This is a genomic window from Halorubrum sp. AD140, assembly GCF_034497445.1.
Taxonomy (GTDB): Archaea; Halobacteriota; Halobacteria; order Halobacteriales; family Haloferacaceae; genus Halorubrum.
Genome location: NZ_JAXRUU010000002.1, coordinates 58,807 through 83,035, shown reverse-complemented (window position 1 = coordinate 83,035; position 24,229 = coordinate 58,807). Strand labels below are relative to the sequence as shown.

The following is a 24,229-nucleotide window of genomic DNA, read 5'->3' as shown; positions in this document are numbered from 1 at the left end:
GCCCCGTTTGCTCGGAGGGACCAGCCCGCTCGGACGCCTCCGACCGCTCGACTCGTTTTGACGGCCCGTCGAAGCGTGTTGGCGCGTAACATTCATGAGTGCGCCACGCCGAGTGCGTTCAACTGACTACAAATGGGATCCAAGAACACAGCACCCGATCCGTCCGTCGACCCCAGGGCGAACTACGATTACCGGAGCGAGAGCGGCGACGACTCGCGGCTCGTCTCGGACCTCGACGCCCTCGTCGACGGCGACGTGCGATTCGACGAGTACTCGAAGCAGATGTACGCGACCGACGCCAGCGCGTACGAGGTGACGCCGATCGGGGTCGTGTACCCGACGTCGACCGCCGACGTCGCCGCCGTGCTGGAGTACTGCGCCGCAGAGGAGATTCCGGCGCTCCCTCGCGGCGGCGGGACGAGCCTCGCCGGGCAGTCGGTGAACGAGGCGATTGTCTTGGACTTCACGCGGTACATGACCGGTGTCATCGACGTGGACCCGGCCGACAGACGCGTGCGGGCCCAGACGGGGATCACCCTCGGGGAGCTCAACCGCACGCTCGAGCCGCACGACCTGAAGTTCGCCCCCGACCCGTCGACCGCGGATCGGAGCGCGCTCGGCGGCGCCATCGGGAACAACACCACCGGCGCGCACTCCCTGAAGTACGGGAAGACCGACGCCTACGTGGAGGAGGTCGAGGCGGTGCTGGCCGACGGGAGCGTCGAGACGTTCGGCGAGACCGCGGTGTCGACGCTGCGCGAGGAGGCCGACCCCGACGGCGACCTCCTCGAGCGGATCTACGCCGAGATCGTTCGGATCATCGACGAGGAGTCCGACGAGATCGACGACCGGTATCCGGACCTCAAGCGGAACGTCTCGGGGTACAACCTCGACGTGTTAATCGAGGAGGCCGACGCGGGGACCGTCAACCTCGCCAAGCTCCTGGTCGGCAGCGAGGGGACGCTCGCCGTCGTCACCGAGGCCGAGGTGAGCCTCGAACCGATCCCGGAGACGAAGGGCGTGGCGCTGCTCACGTACCACGACCTGCTCGACGCGATGGAGGACGTCGGGCCGATCCTCGAACACGACGCGGCGGCGGTCGAGGTGCTCGACGGCGTCCTCGTCGAGCTGGCGCGCGACTTAGAGGATTTCAAAGACGTCATCGGACTGCTCCCCGACGAGACGGACTCGTTTCTCCTGATCGAGTTCTACGCGGACGACGACGAGGAGGCCAAACGGAAGGTCGACGACCTCCTCGACGACCGGGTCGGCGACCTGGCGTTCGACGGGATGGCCGCGTACGACGAGGAGACCCAGAAGAAGTTCTGGAAGATGCGGAAGGCGTCGACGCCGATCCTGCTCTCGCGGACCGGCGACGAGAAGCACATCGCGTTCATCGAGGACCTCGCGATCCCGCCGGAGCACCTGCCCGAGTACACGAAGGAGTTCAAGCAGATCTTCGAGGACCACGACACGTTCGGGAGCTTCTACGCGCACGCCGGGCCGGGCTGTATGCACGTCCGACCGCTCATCAACACCAAGACGGCCGAGGGGACGGAGACGATGGTGTCCATCTCCGACGCGGCCACGGACCTGGCCGTGCGCCTCGGCGGCTCCGTTTCCGGCGAACACGGCGACGGTCGCGCTCGGACCCAGTGGAACCGGAAGCTGTACGGCGACCGCCTCTGGAACGTCTTTCGGGACCTGAAGACCGCGTTCGACCCCGACTGGCTGCTCAACCCCGGGAGCGTCTGCGGCGACCACGACATGAGCGAGCACCTCCGGTTCGGGGAGGAGTACGAATTCGACGCCGGCTTCGAACCGGCCCTGGAGTGGGACAACGAGAACGGGTTCCAGGGGATGGCCGAGCTCTGTCACGGCTGCGGCGGCTGTCGCACCAGCCAGGAGGGGACGGGCGGCGTGATGTGCCCGACCTACCGCGCCTCGCAGGAGGAGATCACCAGCACGCGCGGCCGCGCGAACCTACTCAGACAGGCGATGAGCGGCGACCTCCCCGAGGGCGAGCAGTTCGACACGGAGTTCATGCGCGAGGTTCTCGACCTCTGTGTCGGCTGTAAGGGCTGTTCGATCGACTGTCCCAGCGAGGTCGACATGGCGAAGATGAAGGTGGAGGTCGAGCACGCCCACCACGAGAAACACGGGGCGGACCTCCGGTCGAAGCTGTTCGCCAACGTCGACGCGCTCTCGAAGGTCGGGAGCGCCACCGCCCCCCTCTCGAACCTCGGCACCAAGGTCCCCGGTGCGCGCGTCGTCATGGAGAAGACGCTCGGGATCGCCCGCGAACGCTCCCTCCCGACGTTCCACCGCGAGACGTTCGTGGACTGGTGGGCGGCTCGCGGCGGGTCGACGGTGAGCGAGGCGAACGCGGAGCGGCGGGTCGTTCTCGTGCCCGACACGGTCACCAACTACAACAACCCGAAGGCCGGCAAGGCGGCGGTCAGGGTGCTCGAAGCGGCGGGCGTCCACGTGACGGTCGCCGACGAGATCACCGACAGCGGTCGCCCCGCACACTCGAAGGGGCTCCTCGGGAAGGCGCGGGAGACGGCGGCGGCCAACGTCGCCGCGCTCGCGCCGCACGTCGCCGACGGACGCGACGTCGTCGTCGTCGAGCCGTCCGACGCCGTCATGCTCCAGTCCGACTACCTCGACCTGCTGTCGTCGGACGCGGCGGCCCGCGTCGCCGGGAACGCCTACGGCGTGCTGGAGTACCTCGACGTCCACCGGCTCGACGAGGCGCTCGACGCCGACGGGGGCGCCGAGCGGCTCACGTACCACGGGCACTGCCACCAGAAGTCCGTGAAGAAGGACCACCACGCGGTCGGCGTGCTCCGGCGGACCGGGTTCCGGGTCGACCCGCTCGACACTTCCTGCTGCGGGATGGCCGGCACGTTCGGCTACGAGGCCGAGCACTACTCGATGAGCCAGGCCATCGGTTCGATGCTGTTCGACCGTATCGACGACAGCGACGGCGACGCCGTCGTCGCGCCCGGCGCGTCCTGCCGGACGCAGATCGGCGACGAGTACGAGGAGAAGCCGCCGCACCCGATCGAGAAGCTCGCCGACGCGCTGGCGTAGGGCGGGTCGACTTCGTGGGCGTCGTTCGTTATTTGACTAGTGACGAGCGACGGCGACGGTAGTAGTTCGCTGTGAGCGGTGTTGGTGGCGCGTGCCTCCGAGCGGCCGGGGGCCGCGAGGAGACCGCGCGAGGGAGTCGGTCGCCGCAGGCGACCGACGAGGCTGGGGAGGCGTGAGGTGCGGTTGCGGTGCGGTCGGGTGGGGCTTTGGAAGTGTTCGCCGCAGAGTCGCCGCTTTCGTATAGCCGAGCGGCTGGGGCTTTGGAAGTGCTCACTGGCGGTCCGCGGCCGACTGTTTACGAATAACCGAGACGAGGAAACGCGTTCGCGTATTAGTCGCCGAACGCGCCGCCGTCCCGCCACTCGTCGAGCGTCGTCTGATCGCCCGCGACCTCGGCGAACACGGACTCCGTGTGCTCGCCCAGCCGCGGCGCGGGCGACCGGATGACGTCGTCGTGCTCGGGGAAGTTGATCGGGTGTCCCGGGAGCAGGCACTCGCCCCAGTCGGGGTCGTCGTGCTCGACGACGAGGTCGCGCGCCCGCGTCTGGTCGTAGTTGACGACGTCCTCGACGTCGTTTATCGGGCCGCAGGGGAAGCCGTACTCGATGAGCCGATCGAGCCAGTACTCGGTGGACTCCGCCGCGAACTCCTCCTCGATGATCCCGACGACGGCCTCCGCGTGCTCGAACCGGTCGTCGTTCGTCGGGTACTCGGCCAGCTCCTCGCGGCCGACCAGGTCGACGAAGGCGTCCCACCGGTCGTCGCTCGGGACGCCGGTGACGAGCGCGCCGTCGGCGGTCTCGAACCGCTGGTACGGGACGAGCGTCTGGTGGGAGGTGCCCTGCGGTCCGGGCACCGACCCGTCCATCGAGTACGACGTGAGGTACTCGTTCATCAGCGTCACGATGGAGTCGAAGAGGCCGACGTCGAACTTGCCGGTAAACGCGTCGGCGTCCCCGCCCTCCGCACCGTCGGCGGCTCCACCGCCCGCGGCCCCCCGCTCGTACAGGCGCGCGAGGATCCCGATCGCGGCGAACATTCCGGTCGTGAGGTCGCCGATGGCCTGCCCGACCTTGACGGGATCGCCGCCCTCCGGGCCGGTGACGCTCATGATCCCGCCTTCCGCCTGGAGGATGAGGTCGAGCCCGGCCTGCTTCTTCCGGGGGCCGGTCTCGCCGTACCCCTTGATGCTGGCGTAGACGATCTCCGGGTTGCGGTCCGTCACGTCCTCATAGCCCACGCCGAGCTTGTCCGTGACGCCGTAGCCGAAGTTCTCGATGAAGACGTCGGCGGTCTCCAAGAGCGACAGCGCCGCCTCCGCGCCGGACTCGGACTTGAGATCCAGCGTGACGGAGCGTTTGTTCCGGTTGTTCGCCATGAAGTAGCCGGACTTGCCGTCGGGACCGACCCCCTGACTGCGGGCGGGGTCGCCGACGCCGGGACGCTCGATCTTCACCACGTCGGCGCCCATGTCGGCAAGCAGCGCGCCGCAGAAGGGGCCCGCGCGGTGGCCCGTCATCTCCACGACGCTGACGCCGGCGAGTGGTCCCCCAGTCATGCGTCGTTGAACTCGTCGACGAGCCGCTCTCGCTCGTCCGTCGCGAACTGGTCCCACCAGACCTCGGACTCGAACTCGCGGTTCTCCTCGGCGGTCTGGGCGTCGACGGCGAAGTTGAACGCGCGCTTGGAGTTTTTCACCGCCGACCGACCGGTACTCCGGATCGCGTCGACGACCTCGTCGACCGTCTCGTCGAGCTCCTCGCGGGGGACGGCGTGGTTGACGAGACCGATCCGCTCGGCCTCGTCGGCCTCGATCATGCCGGCCGTGTAGACGAGCTCCTTCGCTTTCGCCTCCCCGACGAGTTCGATCGCCCGCCACGTGGAGTTGCCGGTCGGGATCTGGCCGATGTCCGTCACGGGGACGCCGAACTTGGCGTCGTCGACCGCGATCCGCAGGTCGCAGTACATCGCGAAGATGAGTCCGCCGCCGACGCAGTACCCGTTGATCTTCGCGATCACGGGCGCGTGACAGTCGAACGGCTTCCGGTACATCTCGTAGAACAGCTCCTGACGGTCCCGCTGTCGCGGGTCGTGCTCCTCGGCGGTGCCCGCGTACTGGGAGATGTCGGCGCCCGCGGAGAACGCGTCGTCGCCCTCGCCCGTGATCACGACCACGTCGATCGAGCGGTCGAGCTGGATCTCGTCGAACGCGCGGAGCAGGTCGAGCATGACCGTGTCGTTGAGCGCGTTGTACACCTCCGGTCTGTGGAACTCGATCGTCGCCACGCCGTCGGCGACCTCGAGCGAGATACTCTCGTAGGCCGTCTCGCTTACCATGCATCTCCCTACCATGATGAAGGTGAAAAGTATTGTGAGTCCCGCAGCGGCGGGCAAAGGGTGTCGCGTACCAAAGAGTTTACTCGGCGTGACCGAACCTCAGTGCATGACGTACGAGATAGCGACGATACCAGGAGACGGTATCGGTCCAGAGGTCGTCGAGGAAACGCTCCCGCTGCTTCACGAGGCGGCGTCCCGCCACGGCGTGGACGTCGAGTTCACGGAGTACGATTGGGGAACCGAGCGATACCTGGAGACGGGACAGATGATGCCGGACGACGGGCTCGATCAGATCGTCGACGCGGACTCGATCCTCCTCGGGGCCGTCGGCCACCCGGACGTGCCGGACCACATCACCCTCCACGGGCTCCTCTTGCCGATCCGGAAGGGGTTCAACCAGCAGGTGTGCAAGCGGCCGTCGATCCTCTTCGAAGGCGTCGAGAGCCCGCTCCGTGGGTACGAGAGCGGGGACATCGACTTCGTCGTGTACCGCGAGAACACCGAGGGCGAGTACTCCGACGCGGGCGGTCGCGTTCACCAGGGATTCGACCACGAGGTGGCAATCCAGAGCGCGGTCCACACGCGCGAGGGAACGGAGACCATCGTGCGAGCGGCGTTCGAGGCGGCGACGGAGCGCGAGGGGCACCTGACGAGCATCACGAAGTCCAACGCGCAGGCGTTCAGCATGACGTTCTGGGACGACGTCGTCGAGGACGTCGCGACCGAGTATCCGAACGTCGAGGTCGAGTCGCTGCTCATCGACGCCGGGAGCATGGACCTGGTGCGCCGACCGGAGCAGTTCGACGTGCTGGTCGCCTCGAACCTGTTCGGCGACATCCTTACGGACATCGGCGCGATCGTCACCGGCAGCATGGGGCTCGCGCCGTCCGGAAACATCAACGTCGACGACGAGTACCCCTCGATGTTCGAACCCGTCCATGGGAGCGCGCCCGACATCGTCGGACAGGGGGTCGCGAACCCGATGGCGACCGTGCTCTCGGCCGGCATGCTCTTCGAGAACGTCGGCGAGCGGGCGGTCGCAGACGACCTCTGGAGTGCCGTCCGAGCCGTGCTGGCGGACGAGGCGGCTCCGGTGACGCCGGACCTCGGCGGGTCGGCGTCGACGGCGGAGGTCGTCGACGCGATAGAGGCGCACCTCTGACCGGAGGGACACCGTCGCTTCTCGATCCGTTCCGGGACCCAAGGCGAGTAGCGCTTTTCACGGCTCGCGAATCGAACCGGTGGCCCGGAGTTCGGTCAGTCGACCCGCAGCGAGACGACGGGGACTTCGGAGTCGAGCATAACCGACTGCACGACGCTGCCGAAGAGGGCCTTGCCGACCGGCGAGCGCTTTCGCCCGGCGATGACGAGGTACCTGGCGTCGTTGGACTCGGCGTAGCTGACGACCTCCTCGGCCGGATCGCCGAGGAGCCCGACCGGCGTCGCGTCGTCGACCGCCGACTCGTCGATGGCGTCCTGTGCGATCTCCTCGGCGATCTCGATGACGTCGTCGGTCGGGATCGTGCGCCTGTTGTCGCTGACGCTCGTCTGCTCGAGATCGATGAACTGCTGGCGGGTTAAGACGTGTATGACCTCGACGGGTTCGTCGAACGCCTCGCCGAGTTCGCGCGCTTCTTCGACTATTTCCGGGGCTCGCTCTGATCGATCGACCGCGGCGACAATCACCATATCGACCGTGTTCTACCCTCTCATATATAAAGTTCGTCCCGACCGGCTCGCGTCGCCGAGGCGTGAGGGCCGTCTGGATCGCCTCGTGCCGTCTGAACTTCATCTCCCGTGACTTCATCTCCCGTGACTTCATCACCCGCGACCTGTCGCCCGCGTGATCGAAAACTGGCGCCGTTTCGGCCTCAGAACCGGATACTGAGGGAAAAATTTATTATATTGCTAATTGATGACAGTCATGGATGCCTCGGATCCACGAACCGCGAAGACAGATTCGCCGAAACAACTACCGACCCAAACTGTGACAACATGACGGAAGACTCAACAGACGAACCGACGGAATTGATGACGAACACCAAACGACGGCGGTTTCTCCAGGCAGTCGGTGCGACCTCTGCCATCTCGCTCGCCGGCTGTTCCGGCAACGGCGGAGACGGCGGTGACGGCGACGACGGCGGAGACGGTGACGACGGCGGTGACGGCGACGACGGCGGAGATGGTGACGACGGCGGAGACGGTGACGACGGCGGAGACGGTGACGACGGCGGAGACGGATGGTCCCCGGACGGGACGGTCCGCTACATCGTGCCGTACGACGAGGGCGGCGGAACGGACACGTACGCCCGCGGTATCCAGGAGGGCTTCCAGGAGGAGCTCGGCGAGTCGCTACAGATCGACAACATCCCGGGCGCCGGCGGCCTGAACGGTCTCGGAGAGCTGTACCGCGCGGAGCCCGACGGACAGACGATCGCCGGCAACGCCGGTCCGCTGGAAGTCGCCCCGCAGCTGCTCAACGAGCCGGACTTCGACATCCGAGACCTCACCGGTCTCGGCGTGGTGGGGCAGTCGACGTGGGTGCTCGTCGTCAACGAGGAGTACGAGGACGAGGTCGAGACCTTCGACGACGTGCTCCAGAAGTACGAGGACGGCGAGTGGGAGGACATCGGCGTCCAGTCGTCCGGGAGCTCCCAGGACATCATCGTCCTCCTGTACAAGTACGAGTTCGAAGACGAGGTCGGCTGGAACTGGGAGAACCGCGTGCAGTACACCGGGACGGGCCCGGTGACGCAGGCGGTCGCGAGCGGCGAGGTCCCCTGTGGTATCGGGACCGACGCCGGGACCCAGTCCGTCGTCGACTCGGGCCGCGTCTACCCCGTGGTGACGTTCTTCGGGCCGGGGACGGACGTGTACCCGGACATCGACTCCGTCACGGACCTCGACTACCCGGAGATCGACTTCGTCGGCGGGGTCTGGCGTGGCATCTACGGCCCGCCGGACATGGACCAGGAGATCGTCGACTTCTACGCTGACGTGCTGGAGGCCACGGTCGACAACGAGAGCGTTCAGGAGTGGACGGAGGAGACGGGGAACCCGACCCTGTTCGAGGGGCCGGATGTCGCCGAGGAGAACTTCGAGGAAGCGTTCGCCCAGTACGAGGAGCTCGAGATCCTCGATCTGGTCAACGAGTACGAGCCATAAGCCGATCTCGAACTGATCGGTGAGTGGTGCTTACTTTATTGGCACCTGCAGTATCCCGTTGAGACAATACTCATTTATACTTGGAGTACACCGGATGAGACATCAATAACATGGTCAATTACCCAGAAAGGCTCGAAGGAATCACAGCTGAACACGTACTGCTCGTCTTGCTCATCGGGCTGTCAGTGGTGTTCTACGTCGATCCGATTATCAAGGATTATCCGGAAAACGCGGCGATCTTCCCGCAGCTGATGGCTCAGATCGTCGGGATCGGATCGTTCCTCATCCTCATACAGAACTTCCTCCCGGGACCGATCCAACGGTTCGTCGGCGAGGACGTGAGCATGACGGAGAGCTTCGAGGAGGAACGGACGAAGGACATCGAGGCCGTCCAGAAGGCGGAGGAGGCGGACGTCAAAGAGCGGTACATCGACACGAGCGACGACGAGGAGACGGGTGACGTCGAACTGAAGGACCCACCGCTTCACGAGGAGTGGGGCGTCAACGTCAACAACACGGTGATAATGATCATCTTCTCGAGCGTCTACTTCGCGCTCGGGTGGGCGGCCGGGTTCCTCTACGTGACGCCGCTTTTCGTCTTCGCGTACATGACGTGGTTCAGAGTGAGCGTGATCAAAAGCGCGCTGCTCGCGGTGGTGGCGACGCTGATCGTGTACGGCTTCATCGTCTTCCTGCTCATGCCGTTCGATCAGGGAGCGCTAATCTTCACGGGGGGGCTCTAGATGGCGGTCGCAAGCCTCGTCGAGGGGCTTCAGATAGCAGTCAGTTGGCCGGTCATCGGCTGGATGGCCGCCGGACTGCTCGCCGGCATCGTGCTTGGAGCGCTCCCCGGAATCGGTTCACCGGTCGGGATGGCCATCGTCCTGCCGCTCACGGTGCCGCTCGACCCGACGCCCGCGCTCATCCTGCTGATCTCCATCTACAGCGGCGCGATGTTCGGCGGAAGCATCGCGGCGATCCTGTTGAACGCGCCCGGCACCGAATCGGCGGCCGCGACGACGCTCGACGGCTATCCGATGGCGAAGAAGGGGCTCGCGAAGAACGCCTTGGCGATCGCGACGACGGCCTCCGCGTTGAACGGGTTCATCGGCGCGATCCTGTTGATCCTCATCTCCCCGCTCCTCATCGAGGTCGTCCTGCTGTTCGGATCCGTCGAGTACTTCCTGCTCGCGATCTTGGGAATCTCGCTCATCACGATCGTCGCGGACGGGTCGATCGTGAAGGGGATCGTGGCAGGCGCGTTCGGTTTCATGGTCTCGACGATGGGCGTCGCGATCATGGCGCCGACGCCGCGCTACGCGTTCGGTCAACTCGCGCTGTACGAGGGCCTCAACTTCGTGGCCGCGCTGATCGGGATGTTCGCGTTCGCGGAGATGATGAAACTCGCGGTGCAGGACCAGATCGCGGAGGACGCGGTCGGCATCACGGGCAGCATCACCGAGGGGATCAAGACGGTGTTCCGGTACCCCAAGTCGACGGCCAAAGCGGGGGTCATCGGCATGCTGATCGGCGCCGTCCCCGGCTCCGGCGCGACGACGTCGACGTTCGTCGCGTACGCCGAGGAGGCCCGCTCCTCGGCCAAAGACGGGATCTTCGGCCAGGGTGACCCGCGTGGGATCATCGCTCCCGAAGGTGCGAACAACCCCACCGTGAGCGGCTCGCTGGTCCCGACGCTCTCGTTCGGTATCCCGGGCAGCGGTTCCACGGCCGTGTTCCTCGGCGGCATCCTGATGCACGGCCTCCAGCCCGGTCCGGGGCTGTTCGGCGATCAGCTCCACATCACGTACGCGTTATTCATCTCGGTGTTCCTCGGGAACATCCTCATCCTCGCCGTCGGGTACTCGGTCATCCCGTACGCGAGCGCGATCACGAAGATCGACACCGACATCATCATCCCGATGGTGATCGTCCTCTCGTTCATCGGCGCGTTCAGCCTCCGCCGAAACTGGTTCGACGCCTTCGGCGTGCTGGCGCTCGGCATCCTGGGCTACTACATGGTGAAATACAAGTACTCGGTGATCGCGTTCGTCCTCGGGATCGTTCTGGGGCCGATAGCCGAGGAGAACTTCTTCCGCGCGTTACAGCTCTCGGGCGGCGGATACGGGATCTTCGTGTCGCCGAGCCGGCCGCTCACGCTGAGCATCTCCATCCTCATCATCGTGGTGCTGGTCGGGCCGTTCCTCGGACCGTACATCCGAGGGGTGATAGACAACGCCCGGTAGCACCCCGCGAGTGGCATCGCCTCGGAGCGGTCGGCTCCGAGCGGCCGAACGATTCAGCTCCGGTTTCGGTTTCGACGCAGCACGCGAACGCTTTTTTCGACGCGGTTTCGCCGTCGACCGGCGTGTCGCTCTCGGTGAAGAGCGCCGCCGAATGCCACGAACAATACTTATATCCCTCCCAGGATGCTACCCCCGGACACACGATGACTGCCCAGCACCGGGAAGCCGGGTCGACAGACGCGTCACCGGCCCTCGCCGACCCCCCGGCGATCGCCGGCGTCGGAATGACGGCGTTCACCGGCACCGCCGACCGCTCGCTCCTCGACCTCCTCTTCGTCGCCGCCGAGCGCGCGCTCGACGACGCCGAACGCGACCCCGCAGACGTGGACTCGGTTCACGTCGGGAACATGGCCGCCGAGGCGTTCAACGACCGGTCCGGTCTCGCCAACGCGCTGGCCGGCGGCCTCGGACTGATCGGCGCGACGGCGCGGCGAGTCGAAAACACCAGCGCGAGCGGTGCCAGCGCGTTTCAGAGCGCGTTCGAGGCGGTCGCGAGCGGGCGGAGCGACCTGGCGCTGGCCGTCGGCGGCGAGAAGATGTCGAGCGCGGACACCGCGACGGCGACCGAGATCATCAGCCGCCTCACCCACGACCGCGAGTACGAACAGGGCGTCACGCTGCCGTCGCTCGGCGGGCTGGCGGCGGCCGCCTACCTCGAGGAACACGGCGCCGACCGGCGCGACCTGGCTCGCGTCGCGGTGAAGAACCACGCCAACGCGCTCGCGAACGAGTACGCGCAGTTCAGAAAGCGGATCGACGTCGACGACGTGCTCGACTCGCCGCCGATCGCGTCGCCGTTGCGGCTCTACGACTGCTGTCCGACCACCGACGGCGCCGCGGCCGTCGTGATCGCGTCCGACCCGGAGGACGGCGGCGTGATCGTCACGGCCTGCGAGAGCGCCACCGGAACGCACGCCGTCGCCGACCGGCTCGACCCGCTCGAAATCGAGAGCGTGCGGACCGCGGGCGACCGCGCGTACGCCGCCGCCGGCTTCGGTCCGGACGCGGTCGACCTCGCGTGCATCCACGACGCGTTCAGCGTCCTCGAGTGGCTGGAGATGGAGGAACTGGGGCTCGCCCCGACGGGAGGGGCGTGGCGTCTTACCCGCGACGGGGAGACCGCGCGTGACGGATCGATCCCCGTCAATCCCGGCGGCGGGCTGAAGGCCCGCGGACATCCGCTGGGCGCGACCGGAATCGCCCAGGTCGTCGAGCTCGTCTGGCAGCTCCGCGGCGACGTCCCCGACGAGCGGTCTGTCGGGCGGGCGCGTCGCGGTCTCGCCGTCAACGTCGCCGGATTCGGAAACAACGCCGTCTGTACGCTCCTGGAGGTGGACGCGTGACCGACCTGCTCGAGTGTCGCGACTGCGGACGCCGGACGTACTACGAGAAGCGCCGCTGCCCCGCGTGTGGCGGGTCGGCGTTCGACGGCGTCTCCGCGGGGGAGGGCGAACTGCTGTCCGTGACGACGGTCTACGTCACGCCGGACGGGGTCCGGGAGCCGAACGCGCTCGGGCTCGCTTCCTTCGCCGGCGGCGCGAACGTCATCGCCCAGCTCGACGAGGAGCTGTCGATCGGCGACGCCGTGCGGCTGGTCGGGGACCGCGAGCTCCGAGAGACCGACGACGGCCCGATGTGGGGCGCGCGCATCGTCGCCGCCGAGTGAGCCGTCGAGGATTCACTCGGACGACGAACGGGACCGGTTCGCGTCGTACCGCGCCAGCTCGACCAGGTTGCCGTCGGGATCGCGCACGTACACCGACTCCGTCAGGCCCCGCGCGCCGACCTTCTCGACGGGACCGTGAACGACCGCCACGTCGCGGTCGCGGAGCGCTCTGCGGACCTCGTCGAGGGGGTCGTCGACGACGAGACAGACGTCTCCGCTTCCCGGTGTCGGGCGACGGGCGTGCGGAGTGTACACGTCCTCGGCGGGGTGGAAGTTGATCTTCTGGTCGCCGAACGAGACGGCTCGCCGGCCGCCGTCGAACGTCTCGGCCGTGCCGCCGAGGGCGCCCGCGTAGAACTCGACGGCGCGGTCGACGTCCGCGACGGTCAACACGACGTGATCGAGGCCGCTGATGTGCATACGACCGCTCGGGGCGGCGGATACAAAAGCGCTCGGCGGGGCGCACACGCCGGGAGCCGACCGCCCTCCGACGCCGTCGACGGCCGGTGGGCACAGTACTATACGGGCGCTCGTCGTACCGACCCCTCATGCGCGCAGTTCGGTACCACGAACACGGAGACGAGAGCGTACTGACGCCAGAGACGGTCGACCGCCCCGACCCCGCCCCGGGAGAGGCGCTCGTGAAGGTCGAGGCGGCGAGCGTGAACCCGATCGACACGTACGTCCGAGAGGGACACGTGGCCCCGCCGTCCGGGCTCCCGCACGTCGGGGGCTCCGACCTCGCCGGCGTCGTGGAGGCCGTCGGGGACGGCGTGACGGCCGTCGCGCCCGGCGACCGCGTGTTCGCCACCGGTCTCGGGCTGTTCTCGCCCGGCACGTACGCGGAGTACACCGTCGCGCCGGTCGAGCAGCTCGCGCCGCTTCCGGAGGCGGTCTCGTTCCGGGACGGGGCTGCGGCCGCGATGGCGTTCGCGACCGCCTGGCGCGCGCTGGTGACCCGCGGCGACCTCCGGTTGGGCGACGTCGCGCTGATCCACGGCGCGTCCGGCGGCGTCGGTCACGCGGCGGTGCAGGTCGCCGTCGCGGCGGGAGCGACCGTCGTCGGCACCGCTCGCGACGGCGACCCCGCGGCGTTCGCGCGGGAGCTCGGCGCTGACGCCGTCGTCGACTACCGGAGCGAGGACCTCGAAGGCGACGTCGCTGCGGCGACGGACGGTCGCGCGGTCGACGTCGTGTTCGAGCCCCAGGCGGACGCGCACCTCTCGGCGAACCTAGCGCGCCTTGCGCGCGGCGGTCGGATCGTCGTCATCGGCGAGAACGGCCCGATCACCCTCGACGGCGGCCTGCCGATGGCGGCGAAGAAGGCGGACGCGGACCTCCGATTCATGTCGGTGATGGCCTCGCCGGGCGACCAGGCCCCCATCCTCGAGCGGGTCGGCGAACGTCTCGCCGACGGAACGTTCACGGTGGCGATCGATTCGGTGTTCGGGCTCGAGGCGGCGGCCGAGGCGCAGGCCGAGGTCCTGTCCCCGGGGACCATCGGGAAGGTCGTGCTCGATACGAGCCGCTGATCAGGGCTCCGGGATCGCGCCCGCCTCGATCAGCTCCTCGATGCGGTCGTCGTCGTAGCCGGCCGCCCGCAGCACCCGCACGGTGTCCTCGCCGAGCAGCGGCGGCGCCTTCTCGAAGCCCGAATCGGCCCGCTCGTAGTTGAGCGGGTGTTCGATGACGGGGATCTCCCCCGCGGCGGGGTGGTCGATCGAGCCGACGACGTCGCGGGCGCGCACCTGCTCGTTGTCCAGCGCCTCGTCGACGTCGAAGACGGGGCCGACGGGGATCCCGCGCTCGTCGGCCAGCAGGTCGACCCACTCGTCGGTGGTCCGGGTCTGGAGGACCTCCGAGAGCTCCGCCTCGAGCGCGTCCATGTTGTTCACCCGCGCTGAGTTCGTGGCGAAGCGCTCGTCCGTCGAGAGGTCCTCGCGACCGATCGCCTCGCAGAACTCCTCCCAGAGCTTCTGGTTCCCGCAGGCGACGTTGAGGTGCCCGTCGGCCGTCGGGTACATCTGGTAGGGCGCGAGCACCGGGTCCTTCGTCCCCATCCGCGAGGTCTCCTCACCGACGAAGCTCTTGCCCGCCTGCTTGGTGAGCCACGGGAGCGCGGCGTCGAGCATCCCGAGTTCGACGCGCTCGCCCTCGCCGGTCCGCTCGCGGTTGTACAGCGAGGTGACGATCCCGAACGCCGACCACATCGCGGTGATGAGGTCCGTCTGCGGGAGGCCGACCTTCGCCGGCGGGGCGTCGGGGTAGCCCGTGACGCTCATTATGCCGCTCATCCCCTGCACGAGCAGGTCGTATCCCGGCCGGTCGCTCCACGGGCCCGTCTCGCCGAACGCCGAGATCGAACAGTAGATCAGCTCGTCGTTGTGCTCCCGGAGCGTCTCGTAGTCGACGCCGAGCCGCTCGGCGGTGCCCGGTCGGAAGTTTTCGACGACGACGTCCGCCTCGGCCACGAGGTCGTACAGCGCCGTCAGTCCCTCCTCGGTCTTCAGGTTCAGCTCGATGCTCTGCTTGCCGTAGTTCACCGTCCAGAAGTACGGCGACTCTCCCTCCTCGGAGGCCGACTTCCCGGGGCCCTCGTACCCCTCCACGTCGACGAACGGCGGTCCCGAGTACCGGCTGTCGTCGCCGACGCCCGGCCGCTCGACCTTGATCACTTCCGCCCCCTGGTTCGCTAACATCAACGTGGCGAAGCCGCCGGTGACGAACGTCGTCAGGTCGACCACGACGATCTCCTCTAGGAGTCGCTGTCGCTTCTCGTCTGGGCTCATACCTACCACTCCGACGACGACGGCATAAATGTTGGGAGACCGCTACGGCCGCATCAACAGCAACACCGCGGCGCCGCCGAGCGTGGCGATCCCCGCGAGGACGACGAACAGCGCGGCGCTCGTCCCGTGCGTGAGCACGAACCCGGCGAGCGAGGCCCCGAGGGCCCCCACGCCGAACATCGCGAGGTAGGTGAACCCGTACGAGAGCCCCTGGACGGCGTCGCCGGAGGACTCGGCGATGACGACCTGATACACCGGCGCGGTTCCGTACACGAAGAACCCGAGCAGGAGACAGACGCCGACGAGCGCGGCGGTTCCGAGCTCGCGAACGAAGGGGAACACCGCGGCGAGGCCGGCCAGCACCGCGAAGAATCCGAAGAAGGCGGTCGTGCTCGAGACGCGATCGGTCAGCCGTCCGCCCACGTACTGGCCGCCGATTCCGACCGTCAGGAGCGCGGTGTACACGTACTGTGCCGGCTGGACGGTCTGATCGAGCAGCTCGAAGGGTCTCAACGTCGGCGACTCGGCGAGGACGTCCGGGAGGAACGTCAACAGGCCGCGGTAGTACGTGCCGTACAACAGGACCGCGACGAGCGCGACGGTGAACGTCGTCGCGAACAGTGTCCGGGAGTCTCGAACGGTGTTCCGGAGTTCGTCGGCGACCGACCCCGTCTCGCCGCGCTCTTCGGCCTCGCCCAGCTCGAACTCGATCTGCGTGCCGACCAGGCCAACGAGCAGGGCGACGGCCGACAGCGCGCCGGCCGCCAGCCGCCAGTCGACGAACATGAGAAGCAGCGCCGTGAGCAGCGGACCGAACGCCGTTCCGACGTTGCCGCCCGCGCCGTGATACGCGAAGACGGTCCCGCGCGCGTCCGCGGTCCGACTGATGAGCGAGAGCCCCGCGGGGTGGTAGATGCTCGCGAAACAGCCCCACAGCAGCACGGCGGCCCCCAGAGAGATGACCCCGTTCGCGAGCGCCACGATCCCGAAGCCGATCCCCATTCCCACGACCGACGACAGGATCAGTCGCCGCGAGCTGAACCGGTCCGAGAGGACGCCGCTCACCGGCGCGCCGACGCCGATGAACCCGTAACCGACGCTCATGACGGTGCCGATGACCGCCGCGGAGACGTCGAACTCGGCCATCCAGAGGCCGACGAAAAGCGGTATCGAGAGTTCGTACGTGTGAAACAGCGCGTGGGCGAGAGAGGTAAACCGAACGAGCGCCCGGTCGTTTGCGTTCATTGAGTCGAGGAGTGCCGAGACGGATAATAAAGTCTCGGACCGGCCGCCGTGTCACCGGGATTCCGACGTCGAGGACTCCCCGCTGAACGGTCTCACACCGAGTGCTCGATGTGGAGCTCCAGCTCGTTGACCGCGCCGAGGATCCGCTCGGGAAGCGCCTCGGTGAACCGGTCGTCGGTAATTCGGTTTGCGGGCCCGGACACGCTCAGCGCGCCGATCACGTCGCCGCCGGCGTTCACGGCCGCGCCCACCGCGTGGACCCCCGCGGTCGTCTCCTGCCGATTGAACGCGTATCCGCGCTCGCGGATCCGCTCCAACTCGTCGAACAGCTCCTCGCGGGTGCCGATGCCGTCGTGCCCGGCGTCCAATCCGTGCGCGTCCACGATCTGTTCCACTCGGTCCCGCTCGTAGGCGGCGAGAATCGCTTTTCCGGCCGCGCTCGTGTGGAGCGCGCCGCGCTTCCCGACGTGGGCGCCGGTCTGGACGGCGCTCTGCCCAACCTCGGTGTAGAGGTACACCCGCTCGCCGTTCTCCTCCACGAGGAACTGCGCGCGCTCGCCCGTCTCGTCGGCGAGCGCGTCGACCTTCTCTTTTATCATGGGATACGCCGTCACTCGTCGCTGGATCTGTCCGCCGATCGTGAGGAATCGGAGGCCGAGCGCGTACACGTCGCCCTCGCGGACGACGTACCCGTGTTTTTTCAGCGTCGCGAGATGCCGATGGGCCGTGCTCGGAGCCAATCCGAGATACTCGGATAGCTCGCCGATAGTCATCCCGTCGGTCCCTTGCAGCGCATCCACCACCTGTAACGACGTTTCAGTCGTCTTGGCGACCGATTTGAGCTGTTTTTCCATGTATGGTAGTTTGCCTGCTAATACTTAAATTCCCGTGTACTCGGATTATCAGAAACATTTTATCGGCCGAACTCGCTATCAGCGCGTCTGACGCGCGAACTGAGATGAACGCGTTAGGCGGCTCCTACGGACGCGGAGACGTCGATATCGGACGACGATCGTAACGGCACCGTCAGCGGCAGAAAGACGCGATCCGACTCGTTCGGATGGTGCTCGCTGTTTCGCCCCGCCCTGCCTAGGCGTTACATCGCTATGATTGTAACGCGAATCCCCAGCGGATCGTCCGAATCGATGCTTCGCCCCTGTCGAACGGACGAATCACGAGTCACGGGGAGAGCGCTCGCGCCGCGCAGTGGCCTCGATCGATCGCGCGAACCGGTGTCCGAAACAGTATCGATCTGCGATACTCCTCCATTCGCATCCGTAAATTAATATGTACTTTCCAGCCTGTCGGTCGTCGTGCGCCTCATACGACACCGTTCGGAAACGCCGGACACGACAACTACGAGATCGTTCGACGCACTCCGAGTCTTGGGATTTCGCGGCTCTCGGAATCTCTCTCGAAGAGATATCGTATAGAAGAACAACGCTGGGTTCGATGATTTCGACGTGCTGGTCCGACCCCGGCTCATTCATATCACTATTCTAGCTAGTATATTCGAGCAATACTTCTCGTCGGTCAGGGGCGGTCACCGGTTTCCGTTCCGATAGCCGGGATCGGTCTGCGGCTCGAAGCTGGTCGAGACGCGAATCGCGCTGCGGTGGAGGCGTCCGTTTCCGGTGCGGGCCGGACCTCTCGGGTGTGCTAGACGCCCGGGACCGCGTCAGTCGGCGGTGGCCGCCCGTCGCTCGCGGGTCGAGCGCAGTGCGATCGCCGAGGTGTACGGAACCGCCCCGGCGACGACGACCGCGGCGCCGACGACGAGCACGGGGCCGGCCAGTTCGAGGGCCGCGCTCCCGACGGAGGGGCCCGCCTCACCGACGCCGACCGCGATCGCACCGACGAGCAGCATGCCACCGAAGTAGACCTTGCTGTCGTCGGCGTCGACGACGGCGGTCGCGGCGGAGCCGACGCGGGCGGGACCGACCCAGACGAGCTCGTCTCGACGCCGATCACGACGTGTTCGCTCCTCGGGGGAGTCGGTCGAGGCGGTCATTCGACGGGGATCTCGACGAGCGCCATGTCACCGCCGACCGCGGCCGCGATCACCTCTCGGAGGTCGGCTCTCGATTCGGGACGGTACCCGTCGATTCCGAAGCTCTCGGCGAAGGCCACGAGGTCCGGGTTCGTCAGTTCGGTTCCGAACGACTCGCCCGTGTGGTGGCGCTGTTTCTTCGAGATGAGCCCGTAGTCGTCGTCGTTGAACACGATGACGGTGTAGTCACAGCCGGCACGGGTCGCCGTCTCGATCTCGGCGGCGTTCATCAGGAACCCGCCGTCTCCGGTCGCCGCGACGACGTTCGCGTCGACTGCCAGGTCGGCCGCGAGGCCGCCCGGAACCGCGATTCCCATCGACGCGAGACCGTTGGAGACGATGCAGGTGTTCGGCTCGTACGTGGGGAAGCCCCGTGCGATCGCCGCCTTGTGACTGCCGACGTCCGACACGAGCACGTCCTCTGGCGCCATCGCCTCGCGCAACACCGGGAGCACGCCTTCCACGGTGAACGGAGCCCGCTCTCGCGGAGTGCGGTCGACGTCTGCGGCGATCCGGTCCCTGAGGTCGGCGAACCACCCCGTCTCGAAGGTCAGTTCGGACGACCGGTACCAGTCGGTGAGGCTTCGGAGCGTCAGCCCGCTGTCCGCGATGACCTCAACGTCGGGGTCGTACGCCTCGTACACCTCTGCGGGTTCGCTGTCGACGTGAACGAGCGGGGTCGACCCGTCGTTCCACTCGGCCGGGTCGTGCTCGGCGATGTCGTAGCCGACGGTGACGACGAGGTCGGCTCGCGAGATGGCCGCTGCGGCTTCCCCGTCGGCCCCGGACCCGAGCGTCATCAGCGACCGCTCGTCGGCGTCCGACACCGCTCCCTTCCCCATGTACGTCGAGACGGCGGGAACGTCAGTCGTCTCAACGAACTCGCGGAGCTGCGTGGCGGCCCGCGTGCGCACGGCCCCGTTTCCGGCGATCACGACCGGCCGGTCCGCCGCTCGCAGAAGCTCCCGTACGCGAGCGAGCGCGTCGGGGTTCGGCGCAGCGGCCGTGGCCCGGTCCCGGACTTCGAGCGGGCGGGCTTCGGTCTCCTCGGCGGCGACGTCTTCGGGGAGCTCCAGATGGGTCGCACCGGGCTTCTCGTACTCGGCGACTTTGAACGCCTTGCGAACCGACTCGTGGACGATGTCGGGGCTATCGAGTTGCGTGTTCCACTTGGTCACCGGTTCGAACATTCGCAGCACGTCGATCGCCTGGTGGCTCTCCTGATGGAGCCGTTCGAGCCCGCCCTGACCGGTTATCGCGACCAGCGGGCTCTTATCCAGGTGAGCGTCGGCGACGCCGGTCAGGAGGTTCGTCGCGCCCGGACCGAGCGTCCCGAGACAGACGCCCGCGTCGCCGGTCAGACGGCCGTGAACGTCGGCCATGAAGGCCGCCCCCTGTTCGTGGCGCACCGGGACGAACGCCACGTCGGACTCCCGAATGGAGAACAGCAGGTCCTCCAGTTCCTCGCCCGGGATGCCGAACACGCGGTCGACGCCCTCGCGTTCGAGACAGGCGACCAGCAGATCCGAGGCCTTCATCACTCCACCCACACGGTCTTGCGGTTGAGGAACTCCTTGATTCCGGCTTCGGAGAGCTCGCGTCCGTATCCCGAGTCCTTGACACCGCCGAAGGGAACCCGCGGATCGGACTTCACCAGCTGGTTCACGTAGACGCAGCCGGCGTCGAGACGGCCGGCGACCCGCTCCCCGCGGTCCCGGTCGTCGGTCCAGACGCTCGCTCCGAGCCCGAAGGTCGTGTCGTTGGCCTTGCTGACCGCCTCCGCCTCGTCGTCGACCTCGTACACCGCTGCGACGGGACCGAACGTCTCCTCGCTGTCGACGGGACACCCCGCTGGAACGTCGGTGAGCACGGTGGGCTGGTAATAGACTCCGTCCCGGTCGAGCCGGTCGCCGCCGGTGACGACCGTCGCCCCGGCGGCGACGCTGTCTTCGACCTGTTCGCGCAGCTCCTCCATGAGGCCCTCTCGCGCCTGCGGACCGACCTGCGTCTCCTCGTCCATCGGGTCACCGACCGCGAGCGAGTCGATCTCGTCGACGAACGAGTCGAGGAAGTCGTCGTACACGTCCGTGTGAACGACGAAGCGCTTCGCAGCGATACACGACTGGCCCCCGTTCTGGTTTCGCGCCCACGCTCCCGTCTCCGCGGCGGCCGCGACGTTCGCGTCGTCCAGCACGACGAACGGGTCGCTCCCGCCCAGTTCCAGCACGGTCTTTTTGAGCTGTTCGCCCGCCGTCGAGGCGATGCTCCGCCCCGCGGGGCCGCTCCCGGTTACTGTGACCGCTCGGACGCGGTCGTCCGCGATGACGTCGTCGACGAGATCCGACGGGATCAGAAGCGACTGGAAGGCCCCTTCTGGATAGCCGGCCTCGCGAAACACGGATTCGATCGCGAGCGCGCACCCCGGCACGTTCGAGGCGTGCTTCAGAAGCCCGACGTTCCCGGCCGTGAGGTTCGGCGCGGCGAAGCGAAACACCTGCCAGAACGGGAAGTTCCACGGCATCACCGCGAGAACGGGTCCGAGCGGCTCGTAGGCGGTCTTGACCGTCGAGCCGGCTGGACTGGGGTGGTGGTCCGACTCGAGATAGCTGCTCGCGTGTTCCGCGTAGTGGTCGCAGCCCCGGGCACACTTCTCGACCTCCGCGACGGCCTGCGTGATCGGCTTGCCCATCTCCCGCGTCATCGTCTCGGCGTACTCCCGCTTGTTGTCCCGGAGAACCTCGCCCGCGCTCGCGAGGAGCCGCTCGCGCTCCCGAATCGGGCGGGTACGCCACTCTTCGAACGCCTCTCTCGATCGGTCGAGCGCCTCCGTCACGTCCGATTCGGTGTGTTCCTCGTACGTCTCGATCTGGGTTCCGGTCGACGGATCGATTACGTCCATAGAGTCCGAGTATCGGGACGGAGACGTATGAATATGCAGTCGGATCGATCGGTAGTGCTCGCGTACGCGGGGTCCGCGCGACCACGGACGCTCGCGATCCGTTCGACGGTCGCGCTTCGGCGTGCACTACTGGTTCGAGAACCGGTAACTTCGGTATCGTACTCTCAGAGAAACACGTCTGCCGGTGTCCCGGCTCGCACGAGGTCACCGGCGGAATCGAGGCCTGTGGAGGCCTGTGGTGGCGACGTGCCGCCTGCACGGCGCTCCGTCGGCGAAAACGACCACACCGTCGACGAGACGGTTCCCTCCGGACTGCCGAACGGTCGATCGAGCGCGGTCGACGCTGGATATGTCGAGAGCGCGTGTCGTCTCTGGCAGTGATGGCTCTGGAGCGCTCCGGGCGGAGCGCCTCCGGTAGTCCGGTCTACTTCTCTGTCGCGTCGGAGGAATGAATCGCTCCCCTCCCGCGTCGTCGACTCTCAGAGGATGAACGTCACGACCGCGAGTACGACGAAGATGATGACGAGCCACTTGGCGATGCTCATGCTGACTCCGGCGACTCCACTGGCGCCGAGAACCGCTGCGACCACCGCCAGAAGCAGGAACAGGATTGCGAGTCCGATGAGATCGCCACCGAACTGGAGTCCGACGGGATCGTTACCGAACTGTAGGACGACGCTTGCGACTCTGTTGAGTACTGTCAGTACCATATGGGGACGGACGGACACCATCCATTTAGTTATACTATCGAAATGAAGCCCGTTGAGAAGTAAGACCGGCATACAATCCGATCGCCGGCTCGCTCGTCGGGTACGGAAATCACGCCAACAGACGCATCGGAGGACCCGTACGTCGCACGTACCGACGCCACAGCTCCCGGACACACGTGCTGTTCGGCTCGGGTGAACTCCGATCGGCCAGACACCACTCTCGGCTAGGTGGCCGTGCCGTGGGGACGCTCACGAACCCCGCCCTTCCTCAGCGGACGTCTCGTCAGGATTCGAGCCGGTCCGTAGCTGCCGAACGAGGTTCGTGTGCAGGATGAAGGTGCATCCCGATGCCGAACAGCAACAGTCCCATACCGACGAAGATCAGCGACATGAGCAGCGCCTCGACTGCGCTCGCGAGCGAGTCGGTGTTCTGGACAAGAGAACGACGGCGGCAAGGACGAACGCGGCGAGGACGACGCCGAGGCCCGCTCTGACGAATCGGGAGTCGCGTCCGAGCTGCTGCAGCCGCTCTTCGATTCGTCCGGTGTCCGTCCCGCCGTCGTCTCTGGCCGTCCTTCTGATTCCAGCTGCGAGGTGTTTCCGGTCAGGCAGCGAAAGAAGCGGCGGTGTTCTCGATAGCTACTCAGTTGTCGGCCATGCTCCGGCAGGATTTGGCGCACTTCCGGAGGACGTCCGCACAGACTCGGCAGTGGTTGGCGTCGTGGCGGCCGCACTCCTCGGCGCATTCCTCGCACGCGTCGGCACAGGCTCGGGCGAGTTGGGCGCTGTAGTTCGAACTGCGGGCCATGAAGCGTGCGTGCAGCGACGTGAGGTCGGCGACGTCCCGGCAGAGTCGGGCGCACTCCTCCATGTCGGAGTCGCCGAGGCACTCGTCGGCACACCATTCACAGATCTGGGCGGTCTCGTTACAGTTCTCGATGCACTCGCGCTGCTCGTCGCTCAGGCCTTCGATTTCCGAGACGGTTTCTGACAGGGACATGCGGTCTGATACTGCGGCCAGCAACCACATAATCGCTGAGCCTGCCACTGAAAGGGGTTCACGTACTCGGGAGTGTAGCCGCGCCCGTCCCACAATGCGGGTCGCTTGCTCTTCGACCATCCGGGTCGCTTGCTCTTCGACCGCAGAACGGTGGTGCCCGCTATCCTGACACGGTACGTACCACTCCTCGCCATACTATGGTAGCCGGTGTGGATCGGACGCGCGACTGCACGCGAACTCGCTCTCGTTCGGCTGGTTCACGATCTCGTTCGGCTGGTTCACGAACGGTGTGTCACGGCGGTCGCCGACTCGGAGAGCATCCGTTCGACGAGGTGGGAGTGGCCGCGGCGGAGGCGCTCGGACAGGGCCTGGTGTGACACCTCCAGGTCCGTGGCCAGGTCCGACAGCGTCGTGCCTCGCGGGACGTCGTAGTAATTCCGCTGAAACGCCGTCGCGATGGTGTCGTATTGCGTCGCTGACATTCCCGTCCCGGTCTCGGTCCGACAGGAGAGGTTACTCACCCGAGAGAGGGACGGACTGACGTCGTCGTCCCGCCACGCGTGGAACGTCTCGGACGCCGTGGCGCGGTCGGGAAACAGGATCTGGACCGTCCACCGTTCGGAGGTACCGCGGATGCCGAGCACCGATCCGCCGGCCTCGATGAAACCGTCGACGAGACGCGACGCAGACGCCGTCCAGTCGATCGAGTACAGGCTGCGACCGTCTCCCGTGGACAGACAGCTCACCCCTTCCGTGGACGGATCGCGTCGCAGGGCGACGTCCAGCCGATCCGGCCGGTCCGTCGATCCCCAGACGAACGGCATCGTACGCGCCGAACGGTGGGCGGCGAATCGGACGAATTCGAACTCGACGTCCGGGACTCGTTCAATGCTCTCTTCGAGGACGAACTGGTCCGTCGGGATTGTGGCATCTACGACCGTCTCCATACGCGTACACTGACTGGAGAGA

20 protein-coding genes and 1 pseudogene are annotated in these 24,229 nt (G+C 66.9%); 8 read left to right on the top strand and 13 right to left on the bottom strand.

Features of this window, described 5'->3' with window-relative positions; genetic code table 11:
• The first annotated feature begins 132 nt into the window (after positions 1–132).
• The gene (locus U4E84_RS01135) at positions 133–3,096 is read left to right on the top strand and encodes an FAD-linked oxidase C-terminal domain-containing protein (RefSeq protein WP_322530253.1); all 2,964 of its coding nucleotides are present in this window, start codon (positions 133–135) and stop codon (positions 3,094–3,096) included.
• 331 nt (positions 3,097–3,427) lie between these two features.
• Here the strand turns inward: U4E84_RS01135 and U4E84_RS01130 are convergent, their stop codons facing one another.
• Complete coding sequence (locus tag U4E84_RS01130; RefSeq protein ID WP_322530252.1) at positions 3,428–4,654, bottom strand: CoA transferase; 1,227 nt, start codon at positions 4,652–4,654, stop codon at positions 3,428–3,430.
• Positions 4,651–5,433 (bottom strand): enoyl-CoA hydratase/isomerase family protein, encoded by a 783-nt coding sequence (locus U4E84_RS01125; protein ID WP_322530251.1) that lies wholly within the window; start codon positions 5,431–5,433, stop codon positions 4,651–4,653. Before U4E84_RS01125 ends, U4E84_RS01130 begins: the two co-directional genes overlap by 4 nt.
• Positions 5,434–5,539: 106 nt before the next feature.
• Here U4E84_RS01125 and U4E84_RS01120 point away from each other — a divergent pair, with 106 nt between their 5' ends.
• Entirely contained in the window at positions 5,540–6,595 is a 1,056-nt protein-coding gene (locus tag U4E84_RS01120) for an isocitrate/isopropylmalate family dehydrogenase (RefSeq protein ID WP_322530250.1), read from the top strand.
• A gap of 95 nt (positions 6,596–6,690) precedes the next feature.
• On the opposite strand, the gene U4E84_RS01115 is transcribed toward U4E84_RS01120, so the two are convergent.
• Positions 6,691–7,122, bottom strand: coding sequence for a universal stress protein (locus tag U4E84_RS01115; protein WP_322530249.1), 432 nt, complete (start codon positions 7,120–7,122; stop codon positions 6,691–6,693).
• A gap of 342 nt (positions 7,123–7,464) precedes the next feature.
• On the opposite strand from U4E84_RS01115, the gene U4E84_RS01110 reads away from it, so the two are divergent.
• The 5 genes from U4E84_RS01110 (at position 7,465) to U4E84_RS01090 (ending at position 12,567) form a co-directional block, all read left to right on the top strand.
• The gene (locus U4E84_RS01110) at positions 7,465–8,598 is read left to right on the top strand and encodes a tripartite tricarboxylate transporter substrate binding protein (protein ID WP_322530248.1); all 1,134 of its coding nucleotides are present in this window, start codon (positions 7,465–7,467) and stop codon (positions 8,596–8,598) included.
• A gap of 251 nt (positions 8,599–8,849) precedes the next feature.
• Positions 8,850–9,341: a tripartite tricarboxylate transporter TctB family protein gene (locus tag U4E84_RS01105; protein ID WP_345785491.1), complete on the top strand. Its 492-nt coding sequence runs from the start codon at positions 8,850–8,852 to the stop codon at positions 9,339–9,341.
• Positions 9,342–10,841: a tripartite tricarboxylate transporter permease gene (locus U4E84_RS01100; protein WP_322530246.1), complete on the top strand. Its 1,500-nt coding sequence runs from the start codon at positions 9,342–9,344 to the stop codon at positions 10,839–10,841. It begins immediately after the preceding gene.
• Positions 10,842–11,044: 203 nt separating this feature from the next.
• Positions 11,045–12,244 carry a thiolase family protein gene (locus U4E84_RS01095; RefSeq protein ID WP_322530245.1) on the top strand — a complete coding sequence of 400 codons (1,200 nt, stop codon included), beginning with the start codon at positions 11,045–11,047 and terminating at the stop codon, positions 12,242–12,244.
• Positions 12,241–12,567: an OB-fold domain-containing protein gene (locus U4E84_RS01090; RefSeq protein ID WP_322530244.1), complete on the top strand. Its 327-nt coding sequence runs from the start codon at positions 12,241–12,243 to the stop codon at positions 12,565–12,567. Before U4E84_RS01095 ends, U4E84_RS01090 begins: the two co-directional genes overlap by 4 nt.
• A gap of 12 nt (positions 12,568–12,579) precedes the next feature.
• Here U4E84_RS01090 and U4E84_RS01085 read toward each other — a convergent pair whose 3' ends face one another.
• The gene (locus tag U4E84_RS01085) at positions 12,580–12,987 is read right to left on the bottom strand and encodes a VOC family protein (RefSeq protein WP_322530243.1); all 408 of its coding nucleotides are present in this window, start codon (positions 12,985–12,987) and stop codon (positions 12,580–12,582) included.
• A 128-nt stretch (positions 12,988–13,115) separates the two neighbouring features.
• Here U4E84_RS01085 and U4E84_RS01080 point away from each other — a divergent pair, with 128 nt between their 5' ends.
• Positions 13,116–14,099 carry an NADPH:quinone reductase gene (locus U4E84_RS01080; RefSeq protein ID WP_322530242.1) on the top strand — a complete coding sequence of 328 codons (984 nt, stop codon included), beginning with the start codon at positions 13,116–13,118 and terminating at the stop codon, positions 14,097–14,099.
• Here U4E84_RS01080 and U4E84_RS01075 read toward each other — a convergent pair whose 3' ends face one another.
• From U4E84_RS01075 to U4E84_RS01035, 9 genes and pseudogenes are all read right to left on the bottom strand, one after another.
• Positions 14,100–15,356, bottom strand: coding sequence for a CaiB/BaiF CoA-transferase family protein (locus U4E84_RS01075; protein WP_322530241.1), 1,257 nt, complete (start codon positions 15,354–15,356; stop codon positions 14,100–14,102). It abuts the gene before it with no gap.
• Positions 15,357–15,398: 42 nt separating this feature from the next.
• Positions 15,399–16,601 (bottom strand): MFS transporter, encoded by a 1,203-nt coding sequence (locus tag U4E84_RS01070; protein ID WP_322530240.1) that lies wholly within the window; start codon positions 16,599–16,601, stop codon positions 15,399–15,401.
• Between the two features lie 92 nt (positions 16,602–16,693).
• The gene (locus U4E84_RS01065; RefSeq protein WP_322530239.1) at positions 16,694–17,455 is read right to left on the bottom strand and encodes an IclR family transcriptional regulator; all 762 of its coding nucleotides are present in this window, start codon (positions 17,453–17,455) and stop codon (positions 16,694–16,696) included.
• 824 nt (positions 17,456–18,279) lie between these two features.
• Positions 18,280–18,534, bottom strand: a pseudogene (locus U4E84_RS01060) (sulfite exporter TauE/SafE family protein); the annotation flags it as partial.
• A 74-nt stretch (positions 18,535–18,608) separates the two neighbouring features.
• Entirely contained in the window at positions 18,609–20,189 is a 1,581-nt protein-coding gene (locus U4E84_RS01055; protein ID WP_322530238.1) for an acetolactate synthase large subunit, read from the bottom strand.
• On the bottom strand, positions 20,189–21,550 hold the full coding sequence (locus U4E84_RS01050; protein ID WP_322530237.1) for an NAD-dependent succinate-semialdehyde dehydrogenase: 1,362 nt from the start codon (positions 21,548–21,550) through the stop codon (positions 20,189–20,191). The genes U4E84_RS01055 and U4E84_RS01050 overlap by 1 nt, the downstream gene beginning before the upstream one ends.
• Positions 21,551–22,029: 479 nt before the next feature.
• Positions 22,030–22,260: a DUF1328 family protein gene (locus tag U4E84_RS01045; protein WP_322530236.1), complete on the bottom strand. Its 231-nt coding sequence runs from the start codon at positions 22,258–22,260 to the stop codon at positions 22,030–22,032.
• A 643-nt stretch (positions 22,261–22,903) separates the two neighbouring features.
• Positions 22,904–23,260: a four-helix bundle copper-binding protein gene (locus tag U4E84_RS01040; RefSeq protein ID WP_322530235.1), complete on the bottom strand. Its 357-nt coding sequence runs from the start codon at positions 23,258–23,260 to the stop codon at positions 22,904–22,906.
• A 278-nt stretch (positions 23,261–23,538) separates the two neighbouring features.
• Positions 23,539–24,207 carry a helix-turn-helix domain-containing protein gene (locus U4E84_RS01035; RefSeq protein WP_322530234.1) on the bottom strand — a complete coding sequence of 223 codons (669 nt, stop codon included), beginning with the start codon at positions 24,205–24,207 and terminating at the stop codon, positions 23,539–23,541.
• Between the last annotated feature and the right edge of the window lie 22 nt (positions 24,208–24,229).